At 65.5% G+C, this 25295-nt stretch carries 4 protein-coding genes; all 4 read right to left on the bottom strand.

The annotated features are described in order from the left end of the window. Window positions 1-79: 79 nt before the first annotated feature. Window positions 80-11824, bottom strand: a complete 11745-nt coding sequence (locus tag ACW9JE_RS16100) for an amino acid adenylation domain-containing protein (RefSeq protein ID WP_457433294.1) — start codon at window positions 11822-11824, stop codon at window positions 80-82. Next, a complete protein-coding gene (locus ACW9JE_RS16095; protein WP_457433293.1) occupies window positions 11824-22803 on the bottom strand; it encodes an amino acid adenylation domain-containing protein in 10980 nt (3659 codons plus the stop codon). Before ACW9JE_RS16095 ends, ACW9JE_RS16100 begins: the two co-directional genes overlap by 1 nt. A gap of 260 nt (window positions 22804-23063) precedes the next feature. Beyond that, a complete protein-coding gene (locus ACW9JE_RS16090) occupies window positions 23064-23798 on the bottom strand; it encodes a thioesterase II family protein (protein WP_457433292.1) in 735 nt (244 codons plus the stop codon). Window positions 23799-23981: 183 nt separating this feature from the next. After that, window positions 23982-25154, bottom strand: coding sequence for an MFS transporter (locus tag ACW9JE_RS16085; protein ID WP_457433291.1), 1173 nt, complete (start codon window positions 25152-25154; stop codon window positions 23982-23984). Window positions 25155-25295: the final 141 nt, after the last annotated feature.

The raw sequence follows: 25295 nt of genomic DNA, 5'->3' as shown, positions 1-25295 counted from the left end.
CCAAAAAGATGGGACTGCTGCGCAGTCCAACGGGGGCAAGCCCCCTCGCCACAATTGACCGCATTGCCAACTACTGTTTTCAGGCGTTGGCCATGCTGTGCTCCAGTAAATCCTCCAACTGATCCAGCAACTCATCCCCCCGCAACAACTCGTAGTGCCCGCCCTTCAACAGGCGATCCACCCCGTGCTGTCCGACCTGCGCTTCGAACACCCGGCGCTCGTCCTCGCGTCCGGCCACCCACCAGCGGTGTGCCGTGGCCTGGACCTTCGGCAGTCGCCGCTGGGCCAGGGCCAGTTGCTTGAGGGATGAGCCAGTGGCGAATATCTGCGTCAGTTCGCTTGCCCCCAGTGCCGCGTGGCCGTTGCCGCCGTGCATGGCGGCTTCGATCACGGCGGCGGCGCCTTCGCGCTCACCAAGGCCAGCCGCTTTCGCGGCAATCAGCCTCTCTGCTTCTTCAGACGGTTGACCGAGGACAAACTTCAGGAAGTCGGCCAAATCTTCACGCCAGTCCCCCGCTTCCGCCGTGCCCGCCACATAGCTGTCGACCAGCCCGGCAAACGCCACCACCTGCCCCTGCCCTTCCAGCTCATGGGCGACCAGTTGGGTCAACGCGCCACCCAGCGACCAGCCCAGCAAGTAATACGGACCGTCCGCCTGCTGCGCGCGAATCCGCTGCGCATAGGCCTGGGCCATCGCCGCCAGCGATTCGTCCTGCCACTGTGGATCGAGCAGCATCCGGCATTGCAGGCCGTACACCGTGCGCCGTCCTTCCAGGCGGCGGGCCAGCGGTTCGTAGTCGAACACCGTGCCGAAACCGGCGTGCAGGCAGAACAGCGCCGGCACGTTGGCCACCCGGCCATTGAGCGCCAGCAGCGGGTCCGGGGCGCTCGCCGTCTCCGCTGCCTGATAGCCGCTCAGCTCAGCGATGCACGGTTTCTGCATCAGGTCCCGCAGCTTCAGTTCGAAGCCCAGCTCCGGCTGGCTGCGCACCCGCGAGATGACCTTGAGCACCTGCAACGAATCGCCACCCAGTTCAAAGAAGTTGTCATCGATACCCACCTGCGGCACGCCGAGCACTTCTTGCCAGATCGCGGTCAGCGCGGTTTCCAGGGCGTTGCGCGGCGCGCGGTAACCGCCGATGGCCCACTCCGGCTGCGGCAATGCGCGACGGTCGAGCTTGCCGTTGGCCGACAGCGGGAAACGCTCCAGCACCAGGATTCGCGCGGGGACCATGTAGTCCGGCAATTGCCCTTGCAACTCGGCCTTCAGACGGCGAACAAGTCCGACAGCGCCGTCACCGACAACGTATCCAACCAGCTGCTTGCCGGTCGGCGTGTCGTGCACCACCACCGCCGCATCCTGCACCCCGCCACACTCACGCAGACGCGCTTCGATCTCGCCCAGTTCGATACGGAAGCCCCGGATCTTCACCTGCTGATCGAGGCGACCGAGGTAGTCGATCAGCCCGCACTCCCGCTGGCGCACCAGATCACCGGTGCGATACATGCGCCCACCGGCCTCGAACGGATCGGGAATGAAGCGCTCGGCGCTCATGCCCGGACGCTGGTGATAACCCCGGGCCAGGCACTCGCCACCCAGGTACAGCTCACCGCTGACCCCCACCGGCAACGGGTTCAGGTCGGCGTCGAGAATGTACAAACCACGCCCGGCCACGCCACGACCAATCGGTGCGTAGGCCGCCTCGCAACGCTCGCTGGCCTCGGCACGCCACAACAGCGGCGTGACCACGGTTTCGGTCGGGCCGTAGCCGTTGACCAGACGCTGCGGAAGCAACGCACGCTTGACCTGCTCGAAGCTGGCATCCGGCACTGCATCACCGCCGAAGCAATACACCTGCACCGCCGGCGGATTGCCCAGGCGCTCGGCGACTTCGGCCATCTGTTGCAGGTACGCCGGCGGGAAACAGGCCACGGTGACGCTGTGGCGATGCAGCATTTGCAGGGTCTGCTCCGGCGTCCACAGGTTGTCCTCGCGGATCACCAGGCTGCCACCGGCCAGCATCACGCTGAGCCAACGCTCCTGGGCACCGTCGAAGGCGAACGACATGAAGTGCAGTTCGCGGCTGTCCGGTACCAGTTCATACAGGTCGATGATGCCGCGGCAATGCCGGGCAATCGGCCCCCGCGCCACGGCCACGCCCTTGGGTTGGCCGGTCGAACCGGAGGTGTAGATCAGGTAGGCGAGATGCCCGGGCAGTGGATCGACCACCGGACATTCGCTGCTGCCGGCGACACTCAACTGATCGAGCAACAAGCGCGGCGGGCTGTCGGCCAACGGCAGACGCTCACCCAGATCGCTGTCGCAAATCAGCAGGCTCGCCTCCGAATCGCCGAGCATGTACGCCAGTCGCTCGGCCGGGTAAGCCAGGTCCAGCGGCAGATACGCGGCACCGGCTTTGAGCACGGCGAGGAAAGCAACAATGGTGCGCTCCGAACGCGGCAACGCCACCGCCACCATGCTTTCGGCACCGATACCACGGCCGACCAGTTGCTGCGCCAGCCCGTTGGCCTGCGCATCGAGATCGGCGTAGCTGACTTCCCGCTCCTCGCAGAACAGCGCGATTTTCTGTGGCTGAGTGCGAACGTGCTGATTGAAGCTGTGCAGCAAATCGGAAGACTCCGTCGACGCCTGGGGCAGACTCAACCGCGCCTCGGGCAAGCCGATGTTGCCCAGCAGGCAATCGGCATCCTCCGGCAAGGCACGCAACAACCCTTCCAGCTGCGCCCGAATCCGCTGCACTTCCACCTCGCTGAAGCGATCGCGCAGATACAGATACTCCACCTCCAGCCCTTCATCGTTGGCACTGACCATCAAGTCCATCGGGAAGTTGGTTACGCCACCGCTACCGACATCGGCAAAGCGCAGTTCGCCTTCCTCGCCGCCTTTCAGCGCGCGGTCCACCGGATGGTTCTCGAACACGATGATGCTGTCGAACAGGCCCTGACCACCCTGCCCGGCCCAACGCTGGATGTCGGACAGCGGCGTGTGCTCGTAGTCGCGCACGCTCAGGTTGTAGGCCTGCAACTCCCGCAGCCACTCGCCCAGCGGTTGCTGCGGGTCGAGGGTCTGGATCACCGGCAAGGTGTTGATGAACAGCCCGAGCATCTCCTGGGCACCGACGAGCTCCGTCGGACGCCCCGCCACCGTCGCGCCGAACGCCACGCTGCGCTGACCGCTGTGGCGTTGCAGCAGCAACAACCAGGCGCCTTGCACCAGGGTGTTCAAGGTGACGCGCTGGGCCTTGGCGAAGCGCTGTAGTTTCCCCGTGGCCTGGGCGTCGAGGTCGCTGTACATCACGCCATGGCCGGAACCTTCGGCACCGGAAGCCTTGGCCAGAATGGTCGGTGCTTCCAGCAACGCCAGGCGCTCGCGCCAGAAACCTTCGGCTTGGGCCGCGTCCTGGCGTTGCAGCCAGGCAATGTAGTCGGCGTAGCGACCGGTCAATGCCGGCAAGCTGTCGTGGTGATACAGGCGCAGCATCTCGCCCAGCAGGCGCGAAGCACTCCAGCCGTCGAGCAGCAGGTGATGGTAGACCCAGATCATCTGGTGGCGGTTTTCACCCAGGCGAATCATGATGAAGCGCATCAGCGGCGGGCAACTCAGATCGAAGCCCTTGGCCTGCTCGGCTTCGGCCAGCTCACGCAGCGCCTGTTCGGTGTCAGTACGCTCGCGCCAATCGAGTTCTTCGATCGGCAGATCCACCTCGGCGAACACCGCCTGCAGCGGATCGGCCAGGCCATCGCGCCAGCGGAACGCCGCGCGCAGCACTTCATGACGCTCGATCAGCGCCTGCCAGGCAGCGCGGAAACGCGGCACCTGCAAGCCGTCGACCTCGACGCTCAACTGGTTGACGTAAGGGTTGAGCTCCGGTGAGTCCAGGCAATGGAACAACATGCCCTGCTGCATCGGCGACAGCGGATACAGGTCTTGCAGCCCCTCACGCGCGGCCACATCGATGTGCGGCACCAAGGTAAAGGCCTCGACTTTCGGTACCGAAACCAACGCGCCCGCGCGACTGTCGGCCACCGCCGCCAGTGCTCGAATGGTCTGCTGCTCGAACAGTTGCTTGGGACTGAACACCAGCCCGCGCTGCCCGGCGCGGCTGACCGCTTGCAGGGAGATGATCGAATCGCCGCCGAGTTCGAAGAAGTTCTCGGTCACGCCCACCGAATCCAGGCCCAGCAGCTCCTGCCAGATCTCCACCAGCAGCGCTTCGGCGCCTGTTGCGGCGGCTACCTGATCCTCACGCTGGCGCGTGGCTTCCGGCGCCGGCAGGCCTTGTCGATCCAGCTTGCCGTTCGGCGTCAGTGGCAGCGCATCCAGGCACATCAGATGCGCCGGCAGCATGTGCGCCGGCAGGCGGCTGCGTAGATGCGCGGTCAGGACGTCACGCAGCGCATGTTCGTCGGCCTGTGGATCCCGTGGCACCACATAGCCCACCAGTTGCCGGCTGGTCGGGCCTTCGCGGTCGATCACGAAGGCCTCACGCACGCCGTCGTGTTCCAGCAGGCAGGCTTCGATTTCGCCCAGCTCGATACGGAAACCGCGAATCTTCACTTGCTGGTCGATCCGGCCCAGGTATTCCACCACGCCATCGGCACGGAACCGCGCCAGGTCGCCGCTGCGATACAGGCGCGCCCCCGGCACGAACGGGTCCGGCACGAAACGTTCGGCGGTCAGGTCCGGACGCTGGTGATAACCCCGGGCAACGCCCTCGCCGCCCAGGTACAACTCGCCCGCCACGCCCACCGGCAACGGCTGCAAGCCGCCGTCGAGGATGTAGGCGCTGCGGTTGCCCACCGGCCGGCCGATCGGCATGAAAGCCGAGTCGAATTCGGTGTCCGGGTAGGCCAGCCAGATCAGCGGCGTGATCACCGTTTCGGTCGGGCCGTAGCCGTTGATCAGGCGCTTGGGTTGCAGGATCTGCTGCACCTCGTCGAAGGCGTGCTTGGCCATGCCTTCACCGCACGGGGTGTAGGAACGGATCGGCAAATCGCGCCCAGCCTCGCCCATGAAATCGGCGATCTGCCCCAGGTACGTCGGGGTGAAGCAGGCGATGGTGATGCGGTGTTTTTCGATCTCGGCGCAGGTGCGCTCCACGCTCCACAACTCGTCGTCGCGGGGCATCACCGCCGAGCCGAACACCAGAGGCGTCAGCCAGCGCTCGTGGGCGCCGTCGAAGCTGATGGAGGCGAATTGCAGCTCGCGGTCTTCCGGGGTCATGCCGTACAGCTCGCCGATGGACAGGCAGTGCATGGCCAGCGGACCGTGGGCCACGCTGACGCCTTTGGGCCGGCCGGTGGAACCCGAGGTGTAGATCAGGTAGGCGAGGTTTTCGCCGCAGGTCAGGTTGACCGGGTTGCTGTCGGCCATGGCATCCAGCGGTTCGCGGTCGATGTCCAGCACCGACAGGCCTTGCGGCAGCGGCAGTTTTTCCCGCAGCCAGGACTGGCTGATCAGCAGCGAGATGCCGCTGTCGGCCATCAGGTAGCTCAGGCGCTCGGCCGGATAGGCCGGGTCCAGCGGCACGTAGGCGCCGCCCGCCTTGAGGATCGCCAGCAGGCCGACGATCATTTCCGGCGAGCGCTGCATCGCCAGGCCGACCCGCACTTCCGGGCCGATGCCCAGTGCGCGCAGGCGATGGGCCAATTGGTTGGCGCGGCGGTTGAGCTGGTCGAAGGTCAGTTCCAGATCGTTGAAGATCAGCGCCGTGGCCTGTGGACGAATCTCGGCCTGGGCTTCGATCAGCTGATGCACGCACAGCGGATTTTGCGCAGCCGTGAACGTCGGGTTCCATTCCACCAGTTGCTGCTGACGCTCGGCGGCGGTCAGCAGGTCCAGTTCGCTCAGGGCGGCATGGGGCGCGGCGACCATCGCCGCCAGCAGCGCCGCCAGATGCTCGCTCAAGCGGGCAATGGTCTCGGCGCTGAAGTGGCTGCACTGGTAGCTCCAGTTCAGGCTCAGCTGGCTTTCGGCCGTAGCGGCAATCGTCAGCGGGAAGTTGGTGCGTTCGTGGTTTTGCGGGATCGAGAAACTCAGGCCCGCCGGCGCACCCTGTTGCAGCGCTTCGGCCACCGGGAAGTTTTCGAACACCAGCAGGCTGTCGAACAGCGGCTCGCCGGCCCGTCCGGCCCAGCGCTGGATGTCGCCCAGTGCGGTGAACTCATGCTCGCGCAACTCCAGGTTCTGCGCCTGCAAACGGTCGAGCCACTGCTCGACGCTTTCCACCGCATCCGGGCTGCTGATCACCGGCAAGGTGTTGATGAACAGGCCGAGCTGGCTTTCCGCCCCCGGCAAGTCCACCGGACGCCCCGCCACCGTGGCGCCGAACGCCACGCTGCGTTGGCCGCTGTAGCGTTGCAGCAACAGGGCCCAGGCGCCTTGCACCAGGGTGTTGAGGGTGACTTTGCGCTGACGGGCGAACTCGCTGAAACGCTGGGTGGTGGCGACGTCGAAGGTCTGGCGATGGTCGGCAAAGCCTGCGCTTTGATGACTGTGACCCAGGCTCTGGGCCAGCAACGTCGGGTTATCGAGACTCGCCAGTTGCCCACGCCAGAACTGCTCGTCGGCCTCGGCATCCTGGCGTTGCAGCCAGCCGATGTAGTCGGCGAAACGCCCGCTGGCTGCCGGCACGTCCTGCCCGGCGTAACGCTGCAGCACTTCGCTGAGCAGCAGCGAGTTGCTCCAGCCATCGAGCAGCAGGTGATGGTGGGTGTAGATCAGTTGCTGGCGCTCGTCGTCCAGGCGCACCAGGGCCAGGCGCATCAACGGCGCACGGCTCGGATCGAGTTGCAGGCGTTCGCTGTCGACCAGTTGCGCCAGTGCTTGCGCCTGATCGCCGCGTTCGCGCCAGTCCAGACAGGTGAACGGTAGCGGCAGATGACGGTGCACCAGTTGCACCGGCGCCTCGACACCTTCGGGGAAGTGGAAGCTGCTGCGCAGGATGGCGTGGCTGTCGAGCACCGCCTGCCAGGCCTGGCCCAGTCGCTGTGGATCGAGGCCACGGGCTTCGACGCTGAGCTGGTTTACGTAGGCGCCAGACGCCGACTCATACAGGCTGTGGAAAAGCAGGCCGGCCTGCATCGGCGACAACGGATAAAGGTCTTCGATCTGCGCCGGCGGCACCGGCAGTGCATCGAGTTGCGCCTGACTCAAACGCGCCAGCGGGAAGTCCGCCGGGGTCACGCCGCCTGCGCCATCGCTCAGGCAATGGGCGATCAGCGCCAGCAGTTCAGTGCGGAAATCATCGGCCAGGGCTTCAATCTCGCGACGCTCGAAGCAGTCGCGGCTGAAGGTCCAGTCCAGTTTCAGTTCGCCGCCGTACACCTGCCCGTCCACCGACAGCCAGTTCGGCAGCGGCGCATCGGCCGACTGCGCGGCGCCGCTGGATTCCCGCGCAGGGGAGAACAGCGCGTCCTCGGCGAAGCTCTGGTCGAACTGGCCCAGGTAGTTGAAGGTCACCCGCGCCTGAGGCAGAGCGGCCAGCGCGGCTTGCGCAGTGGCATCGCCCAAATAGCGCAGCAGGCCGTAGCCCAGGCCCTTGCCCGGGATTTCGCGCAGTTGCTGCTTGATCGCCTTGATCGAACCGCCCAGATCAGTCGTCGGGGTCAGGCGCACCGGGAACAGGCTGGAGAACCAGCCGACGGTGCGGGTCAGGTCGATGTCGTCGAACAGCTCTTCGCGGCCGTGGCCTTCGAGCTGGATCAACGCCGACTCGCTGCCGGTCCAGCGGCTGAGGCTGCGCGCCAGCGCGGTCAGCAGCAGGTCGTTGACCTGGGTGCGGTAGATCGCCGGGGCCTGTTGCAGCAGTTGGCGGGTCTGCTCGCGATCAAGGCCGATGCTCACGCCCTGACGCAGATGCCCGGCCTGACTGGCCTGTGGATTGGCAGCCGGCAAAACATCGCTCGCACCGCTCAATTGATCCTGCCACCAGCTCAATTCATCAATGGCAGCATCGGAACGCGCATAGCCGTCGAGTTTCTCGGCCCACGCCTGGAACGAACTGGTCTTCGGCGGCAGCGCTTCACCTTGATAAGCCGCCTGCAAATCTTCCAGCAGCACCCGCCAGGACACGCCGTCCACGGCCAGGTGATGGATCACCAGCAGCAAGCGTTGCGAACCATCGGCCTGGGCAATCAATGCCACCCGCAACAGCGGGCCGTCCTGCAGGCTGAGGCTGCGCTGGGCTTCGTCGCACACCGATTCCAGCGAAGCATCGCTGGCCACCCGGGCGGTCCAGAGCATGTCGATCACATCGGCACTGTCGGCGCCGACGTAGCGGGCCGACCATTGACCGTCGATCTGGCTGAAGCGCAGGCGCAGAGCATCGTGCTGCTTGAGCAGGCGTTGCAGGGCGCCTTGCAGACGCGGCAGTTCCAGGGTTTCACGCGGGGTCAGCAACACCGCCTGGTTCCAGTGGGCCCGTTGCGGGATCGGCTCTTCGAAGAACCAGCGCTGGATCGGCGTGAGCTTTTGCACACCGTCCACCGGCCCTTGTTGCGCCAGCGGTGCGGCCTGTTCCTTGACCACCGTGGCCAGGGCTTGCAGGGTCTGCTGCTGGAACAGGTCACGCGGTTGCAGGCTCAGGCCGGCGCGGCGGGCGCGGCTGACCACCTGGATCGAAATGATCGAGTCGCCGCCCAGCTCGAAGAAATTGTCCTGGCGCCCGACCTGCTCGACGCCCAGCACCTCCTGCCAGATCTGCGCCAGTGCTTTTTCGTGGGCGGTGCGTGGCGCTTCAAAGGCGCGCTGGCTGACCTGCGCGGTCGGTGCCGGCAGGCGCTTGCGTTCCAGTTTGCCGTTGGGGCTCAGGGGCATCTGTTCGATCAGCACCGTCTGCGCCGGCACCATGTAGTCCGGCAGGCTGCCGAGCAGATGGGTTTTCAGGGTTTCTCGCCAGGCGCCCTGCTGCTCGGCGTCGGCCGCCACCAGCGCACGATCCTGCGGCACGACATAGGCCACCAGTTGCTTGCCGCTCGGACCGTCGAGGGCCAGCACCACGGCTTCCTGCACCTCGGCGTGTTCCTGCAGGCGCGCTTCGATCTCGCCCAGCTCGATACGCAGGCCGCGAATCTTCACCTGATGGTCGATGCGCCCGCAGTAGTCGATGGCGCCGTCGGCGCGGTAGCGCGCCAGGTCACCGGTGCGGTACAGCCGCTCGCCGCTACCGAACGGATCGACCACGAAACGTTCGGCGGTCAACGCGCCGCGACGGTGATAACCCCGCGCCAGGCCGACACCGCCCAGGTACAGCTCACCCACCGCGCCCATCGGCAAGGGTTGCAGTTCGCTGTCGAGGATGCAGGTGCGCAGGTTGGCGATCGGTCGACCGATCGGCACGCTGTCGCGGTCCTCTTCCACGCAGGTCCAGTGGGTCACGTCGATGGCCGCTTCGGTCGGGCCATAGAGGTTGTACAGATTGGCTTGGGGCAGGCTGCGCAGGGTCTGGCGTTGCAGCTCCATCGGCAGCGCTTCGCCACTGCAGATGATCCGGGTCAGCGAGGTGCAGGCCAGCGCCTCGTCGGCGGCGATGAAGGCCGAAAGCATCGACGGCACGAAGTGCAGCGTGGTGATGCGCTGTTCGACGATCAGCGCCGCCAGGCGTTGCGGATCGCGGTGCTCGCCTGGAGCTGCGATCACCAGGGTCGCGCCTTTCATCAACGGCCAGAAGAACTCCCAGACCGACACGTCGAAGCTGAACGGGGTCTTTTGCAGCACGCGGTCTGTCGGCTGCAGGTGGTAGGCGTCCTGCATCCACTCGATGCGGTTGTGCAGCGCCACATGACGGTTGCCCGCGCCCTTGGGTTTTCCGGTGGAGCCGGAGGTGTAGATCATGTAGGCGAGGTTTTCCGCCAGCGCGACGTTGGGCAGATCCGTGCCCGGCAGCTCGCTCAACCACTCGGCGTCTGCTTGCAGGCACAAGGTGCGCACGTGGTCCGGGGTCGGCAGTTGCGCCAGCAAATGGTCCTGGGTCAGCAGCAACGCAATGCCGCTGTCTTCGATCATGTAGCTCAGGCGGTCCAGCGGGTATTCCGGGTCCAGCGGCACGTACGCGCCACCGGCCTTGAGGATCGCCAGCAGGCCGACGACCATTTCGAAGGAACGCTCGCAGGCGATGCCGACGATCACTTCCGGGCCCACACCCTGCGCACGCAGGTGATGGGCCAGGCGATTGGCGCGCAGGTTCAGCTCGGCGTAACTCAGGGACTGGCCCTGGAACACCAGAGCCGTCGCGTGCGGGTTTTCAATCACCCGCGCTTCGAAATGGCGCTGTACGCAGACTTCGCCCGGATAGAGGTGGGCGGTGTCGTTGAGGTCGTCGAGGATGCGCAGGCGCTCGTCGGCGTCCAGCAGCGGCAGTTCGGCAATCGGGGTTTGCGGGTTGGCCAGGACGCCGGCCAACAGGTTGCGCCAATGCTGCGCCAGATGCTCGATGCGCTCGGCGTCGAACAGGTCGGTGGCGTAGGTCAGGCTGGCGAACAGCTGCTCGCCCTGTTCCTGGGTGTCCAGTTGCAGGTCGAACTGGGTGGTGGGCGCCGTGGCGTTCAGCGCCTGCACTCGCAGGCCCGCGAGCAAGCCGCTGACCGCCGTCGGCCGCGCCTGCTGGTGGTTGAACATCACCTGGAACAACGGACTGTGGCTGAGGCTGCGCTCGCCTTGCAGCGCCTGCACCAGACGCTCGAATGGCAGGTCCTGATAATCCTGGGCATCCAGCGACGCGGCGCGGGTCTGCTCCAGCAACTGGCTGAACGGCAGGCGGCCATCAAGCTCGGAGCGCATCACCTGGGTGTTGACGAAGAAGCCGATCAGGCCACGGGTTTCCGCGCGATTGCGATTGCCGATCGGCACACCAATGCGCAGGTCGGACTGGCCGCTGTAGCGGTACAGCAGGGCCTGGAAACTGGCCAGCAACAGCATGAACGGCGTGACCCCGCGCTGTTTGGCCAGGGCCATCAGGCCGCTGGCCAGTTGAGGGTCGAGCGCGAAATCCAGGCGGGCACCGCGCTGGCTCGGTTGCGCCGGACGCGGGCGATCGGTCGGCAGTTCCAGCAGCGGCTGTTCGCTGCCGAGGGTGTTGCGCCACCAGTTCAGTTGACGCTCAAGCTCCCCCGCTTCCATCCAGCGCTTCTGCCAGGCGGCGTAGTCCGAATACTGAATCGGCAGCGCTTCAAGCTCCGCGCCCTTGCCCTGGCAATGGGCGGCATACAGGCGGGAAAACTCCTCCACCAGCACGCCCATCGACCAGCCGTCGGTGACGATGTGGTGCAGGGTCAGCACCAGCACGTGGTCTTCGGCGTCCAGCTGCAACAGGCTCACCCGCAGCAGCGGGCCGTGTTGCAGATCGAACGGCCGGGCGATCTCCGCGTCGACCTTGTTCATTGCCGACTCGAGCGGCTGCGGTTCATTGCGCAGATCATGCTGCTCGATGGCCAGCGAGCTGACCGACGCCAGCGTCAGCAGCACCTGTCCGTCGTCTTCGACAAAACGGCTGCGCAGGCTCTGGTGCCGCTCCAGCAGCACGTCGAAGCTTGTTTGCAATGCTGCAAGATTCAGCGGGCCTTCCAGACGCAGCGCCGCGGGAATGTTGTAGGCGCTGCCCTGGGGATCGAGCTGCCAGAGAAACCACTGGCGCTGCTGCGCGTAGGACAGCTCGAAAGCGGCCTGGGGTTCGGCGGTGGGCGGAATCGGCAACTGGCCGAAGCTGACGCCCTGCTCTTGCATGCGTGTCAGGAATTCGCGGCGCTTGTCGGCGGGCAGGCCGGCGAAGCGGGTGGCGATACGCATGGCGGTGGTGTGTTCCATCAGTTGATCTCCATCTCGTCGAGGAGCGACTCAAGCGCATCCAGACGGGCATCGTTGTCAGTCGGGGCCTGTTGACCGGCCATGGCGGCATAGGCCTGAAGGTCGTTGGTTTCGAACAGCGCGCGCAGCGGCAGCTCGATGCCCAGTTCCAGTTCCACGCGGGCGCTGGCCTGGGCGGCGAGCAGCGAGTGCCCGCCCAATTCGAAGAAGTTGTCGCGCCGGCCGATCCGCGCCACGCCCAGCACCTGGGCCCAGATCGCCGCCAGTTGCTGTTCGAGCGCGCCTTCGGGGGCTTCGAACGGACGCTGCCAGTCTTCGGCGTCGGGCAACGGCAGGGCCTTGCGGTCGAGCTTGCCGTTGCCGGTCAAGGGCAGCTCATCGAGCAGCAGCCAGTGGCTGGGCACCATGTAGTCCGGCAGATCGACCTTGAGCGCGGCGCGCATTTGCTCGCGCCAGGTGATCGGCTCGCTCGGGGTCTGCTCGGCCACCACGTAGGCGCACAGCTGCGGTCCGGCGTCGGCGTTGTGCACGCTGATCACCGCCTGGCGCACGCCGGGTTGTGCCAGCAGCGCGGCCTCGATCTCGCCCAGTTCGATGCGGAAGCCGCGAATCTTCACTTGCTGGTCGATGCGTCCCAGGTAATCGATGCTGCCGTCGTCGCGCTGGCGTGCCAGATCGCCACTGCGGTACAGGCGTTGCGACGGGTCGAACGGGCTCGGCACGAAGCGCTCGGCAGTCAGGCCGAAACGCCCGTGATAACCCCGCGCCAGGCCAGCACCGGCGATATACAGCTCGCCCGCGACGCCCACCGGCACCGGTTGCAGCTGGCTGTCGAGCAAGTACCAGCGCAGGTCGCGGATCGGCAGGCCGATCGGGCTTTGCGCCTTGCCATCGAGGTCCGCCAGGCGGATGGCGCGGTAGGTCACGTGCACCGTGGTTTCGGTGATGCCGTACATGTTGACCAGGGTTGGCTGTTGATCGCCGAAGCGCTCGAACCACGGGCGCAGGCTCGCGACTTCCAGCGCTTCGCCGCCGAAGATCACCTGACGCAGCGCGAGGTTCTGCGGGCTGGCGCAGGCAATCGGCAGCAGCTGACGGAAGGCGCTCGGGGTCTGGTTGAGCACGGTCACGCCTTCATCGCAGAGCAGCCGATGGAACGCCTGTGGCTCGCGGCTGATGTAGTACGGCACGATCACCAGGCGGCCACCGGTGCACAGCGAACCGAACAGCTCCCACACCGAGAAATCGAAGGCGTAGGAATGGAACAGGGTCCAGACATCGTCGGCGCCGAAGTTGAATTCCTCAGCCGTTGCGCTCAGCAAACGCCCGACGTTGCCATGGCTGAGCAGCGCGCCTTTCGGTCGCCCGGTGGAGCCGGAGGTGTAGATCACGTAGGCCAGGTTGTCCGGGGTCGACAGCGGCGGCAGGTTGTCGCTGGCGTAGCCGTTCAGTTGCAGGGACGTCAGGTCCAGCACCTGCACGCCGTCGCGGGACGGCAGGCCTTCCATCAAGTGCTCCTGAGTCAGCAGCAGCGCAATGCCGCTGTCCTCGATCATGTAGCTCAGGCGCTCGGCCGGGTATTGCGGGTCCAGCGGCACGTAGGCGCCACCGGCCTTGAGGATCGCCAACAGGCCGACCACCAGCGGCATCGCCCGCTCGGTGGCGATACCCACCTTCACTTCCGGGCCGACGCCCTGCTCACGCAGCTTGCGCGCCAGGCGGTTGGCCTGTGCGTTGAGCGCGGCGTAGCTCAGGTGCTCGCCTTCATGACTCAGGGCGATGGCGCTCGGCCGTTGCGCAACCTGGGCTTCGAACAGCTGATGCAAAGTCGGCGTTGCCGGTTGCGCCTGGAACGCCGGGTTCCAATGCTGGATCAACTCGGGGTACTGCGGCGCTTGCAGCAACGGCAGTTCCGCGACCCGCTGCTGTGGATCGACGACCACGGCGCGTAGCAGGTTCAGCCACTGTTCGGCGAGGCGCTGCATCGAGGCTTCGTCGTACAGGTCGCTGGCGTAGCTCAGGCTGGCGTCCAGTGTGTCGCCCTGCTCCTGGGTATCGAGCACCAGATCGAATTGCGCGGTGTGTTGCTGCCAGTGCAGGCGCTGGACCTGCAACTCGCCAACCGTGCGTTCGACGCTGGCGCCCAGTTGCTGCTGATGGTTGTAGAGCACCTGGAACAGCGGGCTGTGATTGAGGCTGCGGTCCGGTTGCAGGGCGTCCACCAGTTGCTCGAACGGCAGGTCCTGATGGGACTGGGCCGCCAGCGCGGTGCGCTTGACCTGTTGCAGCAAGGTGCTGAACGGCTGCTGCCCGTCGATCTCGGCGCGCAGCACCTGGGTGTTGATGAAGAAGCCGATCAGGCCTTCGGTTTCCAGGCGCGAACGGCCGGCGCTCGGCACGCCGACGCTGATGCCCGACTGCCCGCTCTGGCGATGCAGCAGGGTCTGGAAGCTGGCCAGCAACAGCATGAACAACGTCACTTGCTGCTCCTGCGCGCAGGCTCGCAGGCCGGCCAGCAGCGCTTGATCGACGTTCAGCGTCAGGCTGGCGCCGCGTCCGCTGCGACGGGCCGGACGGCTCAGTTCGCTCGGCAATTCCAAGGGAGCCTGGCTGCCTTGCAGCTGTTCGCGCCACCATCTCAACTGGCGTGCGCCCTCCCCGGCTTCCAGCCAGTCGCGCTGCCAGCGGGCGTAATCGCTGTAGGCCACCGGCAATGCGCTCAGGTTCGCGGCATTGCCGGTGACGGCGGCCTGATACAGGGCGCTGAACTCATCGACCATCACCTGCATCGACCAGCCATCGGCGGCGATATGGTGCACGGTGAGCACCAGCACATGCTCGTCGCTGCCGACTTGCAGCAGCACGGCGCGCCACAGCGGGCCGTTACGCAGATCGAACGGCTGGGCGATTTCCTCAGCCACCGCATGGTCGATGGCCGATTCATCGATGGAACGTTCGACGAGTTGCAGCGGCAGTTCGGCATGAATCACCGGCCGTGCCTGTTGGCCGTCCTGTTCGAAGGTGGTGCGCAGGGTTTCGTGGCGGGCCTGCAATTGCTCGAAGGCCTGACGCAGTGCTTCGCGGTTCAGCGCGCCCTTGAGACGCAAAGCGGCCGGGATGTTGTAGGCGCTGCTGTGCGGGTCCAGCTGCCAGAGAATCCACTGGCGTTGCTGGGCGTAGGACAGCACTTTGGGTTGATCCGCCTGCGCGGGTTGCAGCGGCGGTTGATTGCCGGCGCTGGCGCGGGCGGCACGTTCGGCAAATTCCGCGAGGCTACCCGCCGAGAACAGGCTGCTGACCGACAGTTCGAGTTGCAGTTGCTGACGGGCGCGGGAGATCACTTGCAGCACCAGCAGCGAATGACCGCCGAGGGCGAAGAAGTTGTCGTCGCGGCCCACCTGCTCGACCTGCAGCACTTCCTGCCAGATCTGAGCCAGTTGGGTTTCGAGTCCTTGAGCCGGAGCCACGAAGACGCGTTGTGCAGCCGCCGCTTCGGCCCGAGGCAGGGACTTGCGGTCGAGTTTGCCGTTGTTGTTCAGCGGCAGCTTTTCGAGCAGGACCAGGTGGCTTGGCACCATGTAATCGGGCAGTGACTTTTGCAGGATCGCCTTGAGGCTTTGCAGATAGTCCGCTTCGCTGTTCACCGCGCCGCTGGCGACGATGTACGCCACCAGTTGCGTGCCGTCCTGGGCGATGACCGCGGCTTCGCGCACTTCGTCCCGGGCTTGCAGGCAGGCTTCGATCTCGCCCATTTCGATGCGGAAACCGCGGATTTTCACCTGATGGTCGATGCGTCCGACGTATTCCAGATCACCGTTGCCGTTGTAGCGCGCCAGGTCGCCGCTGCGGTACAGGCGCGCGCCCGGCTCAATGGCGAACGGGTCCGGCAGAAAGCGCTCGGCGGTCAGCGCCGGACGGTTGAAATAGCTTTGCGCCAGGCAGGCCGGTGCGCCGATGCACAGCTCGCCCACACCTTCGGAAGGCATCAGCTGGCCTGCGGCATCGAGCACGTACAGGGCACGACCGGCGATGGCGCGACCGATGGGGATGCCGAAGGCGTCGCTGGCGTCGTGCAGTTGGCATTCGTGGGTGCTGGACACCACGGTGGCTTCGGTCGGGCCGTAGGTGTTGAGCAAGCGGATGTGGTTCAAGCTGGCCTGATGCCACAGTCGCAGGCCTTCCACCGACATGGCTTCGCCGCCGACATGGACCTGACGCAGGTTGCCGAGGTTTTGCACCACGCCGCTGGCCGATTCGCGGGCGAGCAGGAACCAGTAGGCGGCGGGCAAGTCGGCCACGGTGACGCCCTGCCGGACGATTTCGCTGGCCAGGCGGCCGGCGTCCCACAGGTCGTCGCCGCGCATGATCAGGGCGGCGCCGACGCACAGGGCCGGGAAGCATTGCTCGACGAAGCCGTCGAAGCTGAAGGTGGCGAATTGCAGGACGCGGTCGTTGGGTGTCAGGCGCGAATAGCCGGCGGCGGTCTGGCAGAACTCGCGCAGGGCGCCGTGGGTGATGGCGACGCCTTTGGGTTGGCCGGTGGAGCCGGAGGTGTAGATGATGTAGGCGAGATCGTTGGTGTCTGGGCGGGCCTCTTCGCGGGCAAGCCTTGCTCCTACAGGGGGTTGGGTGGTGTCGTTGATGTTGAGGTGTGTCAGGTGGGTGGGGAGATCTTTGAGCAGATCAGATTCGGACAGCAGCAGGTCCAGGCGGCTGTCGTTGATCATGTAGGTCAGGCGTTCGGTTGGGTATTTCGGGTCGAGCGGGACGTAGGCGGCGCCGGTCTTGAGGACGGCCAGCAGGCTGACGATCAGTTGCGGGCCGCGGTGCAGGGCCAGGCCGATGCGCTTGCCGGGGGCGGCGCCGTGGTCGATCAGGCGTTGGGCCAGGTGGTTGGCCTGGGTGTTGAGCTGGCCGAAGGTCAGGGTTTGACCTTCGACTTGCACGGCCAGGGCGTCCGGGTTCGCGGCGGCCTGGGCGGCGATTTGTTCGTGGGCCAGTTGTGTTGTGGATAACTCGACCGTGGCAGGTTGGCTGATGGCGAGCACTGCATTCTGGCCATCGGCGTCGAGCAGTTGCAGGGTGCCGAGGGCTTTTTCCGGCGATGCAACAAGTTGCGCCAGCAGGTGCTGCAACTGGGCGGACAGACGCTCGATTTGCGCGGCGCTGAAACGCGCGCTGTCGTAGCTGAAGTCCAGGCTCAGGGCTTCGCCCAGTTCGATGCCCAGGGTCAGCGGATAGTGGGTGCGTTCGTGGTTGTGCAGGTTGCCGAACGACAGCCCGGCCGGTGCGCCCTGTTTCAGCGCTTCGGCCACGGGGAAGTTTTCGAACACCAGCAGGCTGTCGAACAGCGCCGAACCCTGCTGCCCCGCCCAACCCTGAATGTCGTACAGCGGCACATGCTCGAATTCACGCATCGCCAGGTTTAGCCCTTGCAACTCGCCGAGCCATTGGCTGACGGTTTGTGCAGGCTTGATCGCGCAGACCAGCGGCAGGGTGTTGATGAACAGGCCCAGCTGTTCTTCGATTCCCGGCAGCGGGGCCGAACGGCCGGCCACGGTGGCGCCGAACACCACGCAATCCTGACCGGTGTAGCGTTGCAGCAACAGGCTCCAGGCCGCTTGCAGCAAGGTGTTGAGGGTGACTTTCTGCTCGCGGGCGAATGCGGCCAGACGCTGGGTGGTGCGCACGTCCAGCGCCGCGCGGTACTCCTCGCTGCCTTCGGCGCCCACCGGCGGGCGCAGGGCTTCGGCCAGCAGGGTCGGGGTTTCCAGCGGGGCCAGTGCGGTTTTCCAGAACTGCTCGCCCGCTGTTGCCGATTGCTGTTGCAACCAGCCCAGGTAATCGCGGTAGTGCCCGGTTGGCGCTGGCATCGACTGCCCGGCGGCGTAGTGCTGGATCACTTCGGCGAGCAATTGGGCGTTGCTCCAGCCGTCCATCAGGATGTGATGGCTGGTGTAGATCAGGTGCCAGGCGTCAGTGCCGGTTTGAACGAGTTTGAGGCGGAACAGTGGCGCGCTGCCCAGTTCGAATCCTTCATCACGCTCGGCGTCGGCCAGTGCGTCGGTGTCGGTGGCGTTAAGCACTTCAAGCGGCAGTACCACCGAACGGGCAATCGCCTGATGCGCGACGTCGAGTCCTAGCCAGTGGAAGCTGCTGCGCAGGATGTCGTGACGCTCGACCGCCGCCTGCCAGGCGCGGGTGAAACGCGCGGTGTCCAGGCCGCCGATGTCCAGGCGCAGCTGGCTGATGTAGGCGCCAACCTGCGGTTCGTAGAGGGTGTGGAACAGCATGCCCTGTTGCATCGGCGACAGCGGGTACAAGTCTTCGAGGTTTGCCGGCGACAGATCGTCGAGTTGCCCCTGGCTGATGCACGCCAGCGGGAAGTCCGATGGGGTGGCTTGTGCTGTTTCGAGCGAGCAGCAGTGTTCGATCAGCGCATTGAGTTGTTGCGCATACTCGTCCCCCAGACGCTGGACGGTCGCGGTGTCGAACATCTCGCGGCTGAAACCCCAGCTCAGAGACAGCTCGCCGCCGTACACCTGCCCTTCCACCACCAGCCAGTTGCCCAGCGGCGCCGCCGGATCCTGGGCGATGCCGTTGCCTTCGGTGGACGGAGTGAACAGCGCGCCCTCGTCGAACTGACGGTCGAACTGCCCCAGATAGTTGAAGGTGATGCGCGGCTGAGGGAGCGCCGCGAGCTCGGCGCGGGTCTGTGCGTCGCCCAGGTAACGCAGCGCGCCGTAACCCAGGCCCTTGTCCGGCACGGCGCGCAGTTGTTCCTTGATCGACTTGATCGAGGCGCCAAGATCGGCGGCAGGTTTGAGGTTGACCGGGAACAGGCTGGTGAACCAACCGACCGTGCGGGTCAGGTCGACGCCTTCGAACAGGTCTTCGCGGCCATGGCCTTCGAGCTCGATCAGCGTGCTGCCCTCCCCGCTCCACAGGCAAACGGCGCGGGCCAGGGCGGTCAGCAGCAGGTCGTTGACCTGGGTGCGATAGGCCGCCGGGGCCTGTTGCAGCAGTTTGCGGGTCTGTTCGCTGTCGAGGCGGATTTCCAGCTTGTGTTCGAAACGGTTTTCCAGTGCGCCGTTCGGGCGTTCACATGGCAGGTCCGTCGGGGCGTCCTGCAGTTGCGTCTGCCAGTGACCGAGGCTCTGCTCAAAGGCGCCCAGATGATTCTGCAAACCGGCGACCCAGCGCTGATAGCTGCTGGTTTTCGCCGGCACGCTGCCGCCGGTGTAGAACTGCTGGAGGTCTTCGAGCAACACGCGCCAGGACACGCCGTCCACCGCCAAGTGGTGAACCACCAGCAGCAGACGTTCGCTGCCGTCGGCCATTGCCACCCACAGGGCGCGCAGCAGCGGGCCGTTATGCAGGTCGAGGCTGCGCTGGGCTTCGTCGCACAGGGTGTTGAGTGCTTCGACCGATGAGGCTTCGCGGCGCCACAGCACCGAGTCGGTGGTCGGCGCGGCGTAGGTTTGCTGCCAGCCGCCGTCGGTCTGTTGATAACGCAGGCGCAGGCTGTCGTGATGGGTCAGCAGTTGTTCGAGGGCGCGTTCCAGTGCTTCAAGGTTCAACGGCTCGCGAGGCACCAGCAGCAGCGACTGGTTCCAATGCTGACGCTCTGGAATGACCTGTTCGAAGAACCACTGTTGCACCGGCGCCAGCGCCACGGCGCCCGCTGCCGGGCCCTGGTCGATCGGCGTCAGTTCGCCGGTGCGGGCGGCCTGGGCCAGGCTGCGCACGGTCTGGTGCTGGAACAGGTCCTTGGGGCTCAACAGGATCCCGGCCTGGCGGGCGCGGCTGACCACTTGCATCGACACGATGGAGTCGCCGCCCAGTTCGAAGAAATTGTCTTCCAAGCCGACCGACTCGACGGCCAGCACGTCCTGCCAGATCGCCGCGAGGGATTTTTCCAGGGCGCTGCGTGGCGCGACGTGTTCGCGCTGCTGGCTGGAGCCGTCAATCGCCGGCAGTGCCTTGCGGTCGAGTTTGCCGTTGGGGGTCAGCGGCAGTTGTTCGAGGAACAACAGGAAGGCCGGGACCATGTAGTCCGGCAGGTGCTGACGCAACGCCGCTTTCAGGGTTTCACGTTGGCTGTTTTGCGCATCGTTGTCGGTTAACAGCGCCGGATCGCTCGGCACGATGTAGGCCACCAGTTGCTGACCGCTGGCGCCTTCCTGGGCGAGTACCGCCAGTTCGCGCACGGTGTCCTGTTGCAGCAACCGCGCTTCGATCTCACCCAACTCGATACGAAAGCCGCGCACCTTGACCTGATGGTCGATGCGGCCGACGTATTGCAGGCTGGCGTCGGCCTGATAACGGGTCAGGTCGCCGGTGCGGTACAGGCGTTCGCCGTTGCTGGAGAACGGGTTCGGCACGTATTTTTCGGCGGTCAGGCCCGGTCGCGCCAGATAACCGCGGGTGATGCCGGCACCACTCAGGTACAGCTCGGCGGCCACGCCTTGGGGCACCGGTTGCAGATCGGCGTCCAGCAGGTAGCTGGCGGTGTGCATGAGCGGACGGCCGATATTGGCCCGGCCACCGGCTTCGCGACGGGTCCAGGTGGAATATGTGGTGTCTTCGGAAGGGCCGTAGAGATCGTAGACATGCTCGACAGTGGCCTGCCGATACAGCGCATCCACCAGGCTCTGCTTCAGCGGCTCCCCCGCCAGGTTGATGATGCGCACACTCGGCGGAATATGCGCGTCCCGTTGCAGCGCGTTGATCGCCGACGGCACGGTGTTGATCAGGCGCACCTGATCCCGGGCCGGCAGCAGCGGCAGCTCCAGGGCATTGCGGGCGATGATCACCGAGCCGCCGTTGGCCAGGGTCACGAACAGTTCCCACACCGACAGGTCGAAGCACACCGAAGTCGAGGCCAGCACGCCCTGAATGTCCTCGCGACTGTACACCGACTGCGACCAGTCGATCAGCGCCAGCACGTTGCGGTGGGCGATGGCCACGCCCTTGGGCTTTCCGGTGGAGCCGGAGGTGTAGATCACGTAGGCCAGGTTGTCGGGCGTGACGCGGGTGGTCGCTGCGCTGGTCGGATAGGCGGCCAGCTCGATGCGGTCCAGCAGCACGACGGAGGTGTCGTCGGCAACGGTCAGGGTTTCAGCCACGGCTTGCTCGGTCAGCAGCACCAGGGCGCGGCTGTCTTCGAGCATGTAGGCGACGCGCTCGGCCGGGTAATCCGGGTCGAGCGGTACGTAGGCGCCGCCGGCCTTGAGCACCGCCAGCAAGGCCACCAGCAGTTGCTCCGAGCGCTGCATCGCCACGCCGACCCGCACTTCCGGGCCGACGCCGAGTTCGATCAGCTTGTGGGCCAGGCGGTTGGCCTGCTCGTCGAGTTGCTTGTAGGTCAGTTGTTCAAGGCCGAAGGTCGCAGCCAATGCATCCGGGGTTTCGGCTGCCTGCCGGGCGATCAGTTGATGAATGCACAGGTCCTGCGCGAAAGGCGCATCGGCGCGGTTCCAGTCATGGACGATGAGCTGGTACTCGGCCTGCTCCAACAGTGGCAGATCGCTGATGCGTTGCCCGGCATCGCCGACCATGCCCCGCAGCAGGTGCGTCCAGTGTTGCGCCATGCGCGCAATGGTCGCCGCGTCGAACAGGTCGTTGGCGTAGGTCAGCGCGGCGTGCAGCTTGCCGCCCTTCTCCCAGGTGTCGAGGGTCAGGTCGAACTGGGTGGTGCGGCCTTGCCACTCGATCAGTCCCAGCGCCAGGCCGGATCGGGTGCTGACCGTGGAAATGTCCGCGACCTGCGGCTGGTGGTTGTACATCACCTGGAACAGCGGCGTATGGCTGAGGCTGCGCTCCAGCTTCAGGGCTTCGACCAAGCGTTCGAACGGCAGGTCCTGGTGGGCCTGGGCGCCGAGAGCGGTTTCCTTGATGCGCTGTAGCAGTTGGTCGACCCGGGTCTGGCCGTCCAGCTCGGTCCGCAATACTTGGGTGTTGACGAAGAAACCGATCAGGCCCTCGATCTCGCCCCGGTTGCGGTTGGCGATCGGCACGCCGACACGAATGTCGCGCTGTCCGGTGTAGCGATGCAGCAGCACATTGAAGGCGCCGAGCAGCAGCATGAACAGGGTGATGTTGTGCTGTTGCGCGGTGGCCCGCAGTTGCTCGGCCAACTGGCCGTCCACGGCGAATTCGTAGCGAGTACCGCGATAGCTCGGCATCGCCGGACGCGGGTGATCGGTGGGCAGTTCCAGCACCGGGTGCTCGTCGCCGAGTTGCGCCTGCCAGTAGTCCAGTTGACGCGCATGCTCGCCGGCTTCCAGCCAGCGGCGCTGCCACAGGGCGTAGTCGCTGTACTGGATCGGCAGCGGAGGCAATTGCGGTTGCGTGCCGGCGTCGAAGGCGTCGTAGCAACGGATGAATTCGTCGATCAGCACGTTCATCGACCAGCCGTCGGAGACGATGTGGTGCAGGGTCAGCAGCAGGACGTGTTCCTGATCCGCGAGCTTGAGCAGCGTGACTCTTAAAAGTGGACCGGTGCCGAGATCGAAGGGTTGTACGGATTGTCGTTCGGCAGCCTGGGCGACGGCCTGTTCGCGCTCGCTGGCGGGCAAGGCGCTGAAGTCGACGTGATTGATCGCCAATGATTCGGTGGCGGGCACTTGCAGCAGGCTGTCGTCGGCTTGCGGCGCGAACACCGTGCGCAGGGTTTCATGGCGCGCCACCAGGGCGGCGAAGGCCTGTTCCAGCGCCGGCAGGTTGAGTTTGCCAGTCAGTCGCACCGCGCCCGGCAGGTTGTAGGCGCCGCTCTGCGGGTCCAGTTGCCAGAGAAACCACATGCGCTGCTGGGCGTAGGACAACGCCTGACGATCCTCGGCCTCGACGCCGGTGGGAATCGGAAACCGGGCGAAATCCACCCCCTCCTTGTGCAAGGCCGCGAGGAACATCTGGCGCTTTTCCAGGGGCAACCCGATAAACCGGCGAGCAAGTTTCAAGGAATCTTCAGCATTCATTTCTGGGTATCCGGATCAGTGGCGGGAAGCACAAAGGCACGTCGTCCCTATAGAACGAATGCAGACCGGAAAAATTAGCGAATGAGAATAACTGTCAGGTGGGGAGGTGGAGCGCGGATTTTGTGGCCGACAGAAATCAAAAATGTGGGAGCGGGCATGCTCGCGAATGCGGTGGGTCAGATCCACAAATGTTGACTGATCCACCGCATTCGCGAGCAAGCCCGCTCCCACAGGGGGAAAGTGTGAGGCTTGAGAGGTGGTTAACCCACAGTCGCCATCGCATGCCGCCGATGATGAACCTCAAGCTGATCCTTGATCACCTTCAGCACCTTGGCCTCATGCTCATGGATGAAGAAGTGCCCGCCACTCAGCATGTCCACGGAAAAGCTGCCGTAGGTTTCCTTGCTCCAGCCGATCAATTGCTCGGTGGTGGCGCGGTCAGCCTTGCCGCCCAGGACATGCACCGGGCAGTTGAGCAAGGGCCGTTGCAGGGGCTCGAAGCGTCCGCACAGCTGAAAGTCGGCACGCAGGATCGGCAGGGTCAGGCTCATCAGCTCTTCGTTGGCCAGCACTTCCTCGCTGGTGCCGTTGAGGGTGCGCAGTTGGTCGATCAGCTCGGCGCCAGTCTTGGGCTCGGCGAAACCGCGGTCGTAGTCGGCGCGCAGGGTCGGCGCGGCGGTACCCGAAGCGAACAGCGCCACCGGTTCCGGACAACCCAGCGAACGGAAGGCATGGGCCATCTCGCAGGCCAGCAACGCCCCGAGGCTATGGCCGAACAGCGCATACGGCGCCTTGAGGGTGGCCTTCTGTTCCTGGGCCAGTTGCAGCGCCAGCCGGCGCATGTCTGTGTGCAACGGTTCGCCGAAACGCGCGCCCCGCCCCGGCAGCTCCACCGGCTGTACTTTCAGCCATTGCGGCAGTTTGTTGCGCCAGCGGCTGTAAACCATGGCACTCGCGCCTGAGTAAGGCAGGCACAGCAATGTCAGCTGGGTCACCGGGCTTTCCTTGTGGGTTGTCTGAATGGGAGAACGGATGAACACCGCAGAAATTTAGTCGAACGCAAATCCACTGTAGGAGCGAGCATGCTCGCGATGGACGACAGGGCACCGCGGGGTGTCAGGCAGCCAGCGTTATCGTTGACCTCCATCGCGAGCGTGCTCGCTCCTACAGGTGGTCGACTACTTCAGATGACGATAGCTTTGGATCGCCGACCCAAGCACCACCACCCCCGCCGCAATCGCCACCCAGAACCCGCTGCGTGCACCAAACGCATCCACCAGCCACCCGGAACTCGCCGCACCAATCGCCACGCCGATGCTCAACCCGGTCACCAGCCAGGTCAGGCCTTCGGTGAGTTTGGCCGGCGGTACGATCTGCTCCACCAGCGCCATCGCGACAATCAGCGTCGGGGCGAAAAACAGGCCGGCGACGAACACCGCCAGCGACAGGCCGAGGATGTTCACCGCCAGCAGCAACGGCAAGGTCGTCACCGCCGTCGCCACCCCGCCATAAAGGAACAGGCGCGGCAGCGGCACTTTCGAACGCAGCGCGCCAAAGGCCAACCCTGCCAGGCACGAGCCGATGGCGTACACCGACAACACGATGCTCGCCGCCGCCGGCTGGCCCTGCTGCTCGGCGAAGGCCACGCTGACCACATCGATCACCCCGACGATGGTGCCCATGGCGACCACCAACGCCAGCAACAGCTGGATGTCCACAGAGCGGATGATCGAGCCGGCATGGTGTTCTTCATGGGGATGAATGGGCGGTTCGGTGCTGCGTTGCAGGACGAACGCGGTGACGCCGATGCCGAGCATCAAAGCAGCCACAAGCGGGCCGGCCTCGGGAAACGCCACCACACATAGCCCCACGGACAGCGGCGGGCCGACGATAAAGCAGACCTCGTCCAGCACCGACTCCAGGGCATACGCGGTTTGCAGTTGCGGCTGGCCGCGATACAACTCGGTCCAGCGCGCCCGCACCATGGCCGACATGCTCGGCATGCAGCCGGCGATGGCGGCGAACAGGAACAGCGTCCACTGCGGCGCCTGCAAGCGGGTGCAAAGCAGCACCATCAACAACGACCCGCCGCCGATTAGCGCCGCGATCGGCAGAATCCTTCCCTGGCCAAAACGGTCGACCAATCGCGAGACCTGAGGCGCGCAGAACGCCGTGGCCAGGGCGAAAGTCGCCGCCACCGCGCCGGCCAGCCCATACCCGCCCTGCAACTGCGAGAGCATGGTGATCAGGCCAATGCCGGTCATGGAAATCGGCATGCGCGCAATCATGCCGGCGAGCACGAAGGCCCGGCTGCCCGGGGCCTTGAACAGTTCGCGGTAGGGGTTTGCCATGGGGGCTGGCCTCAACAAAGGGTCTGCAAATTGCCATAAAGGCTGGATGAGGGGAAAGCGGGTAATTGTTGTCTGAATGTGAAGGCGGGAGTGTCAGATTTTTTGTGTGCGGGCCGGTAACGGCCTGCCGTCAGGCAGGCC

The organism is Pseudomonas sp. SDO55104_S430 (assembly GCF_054070595.1).
The sequence above is the reverse complement of the archived record's forward strand: the minus strand, read 5'-3'. Positions and strand labels throughout refer to the sequence as shown.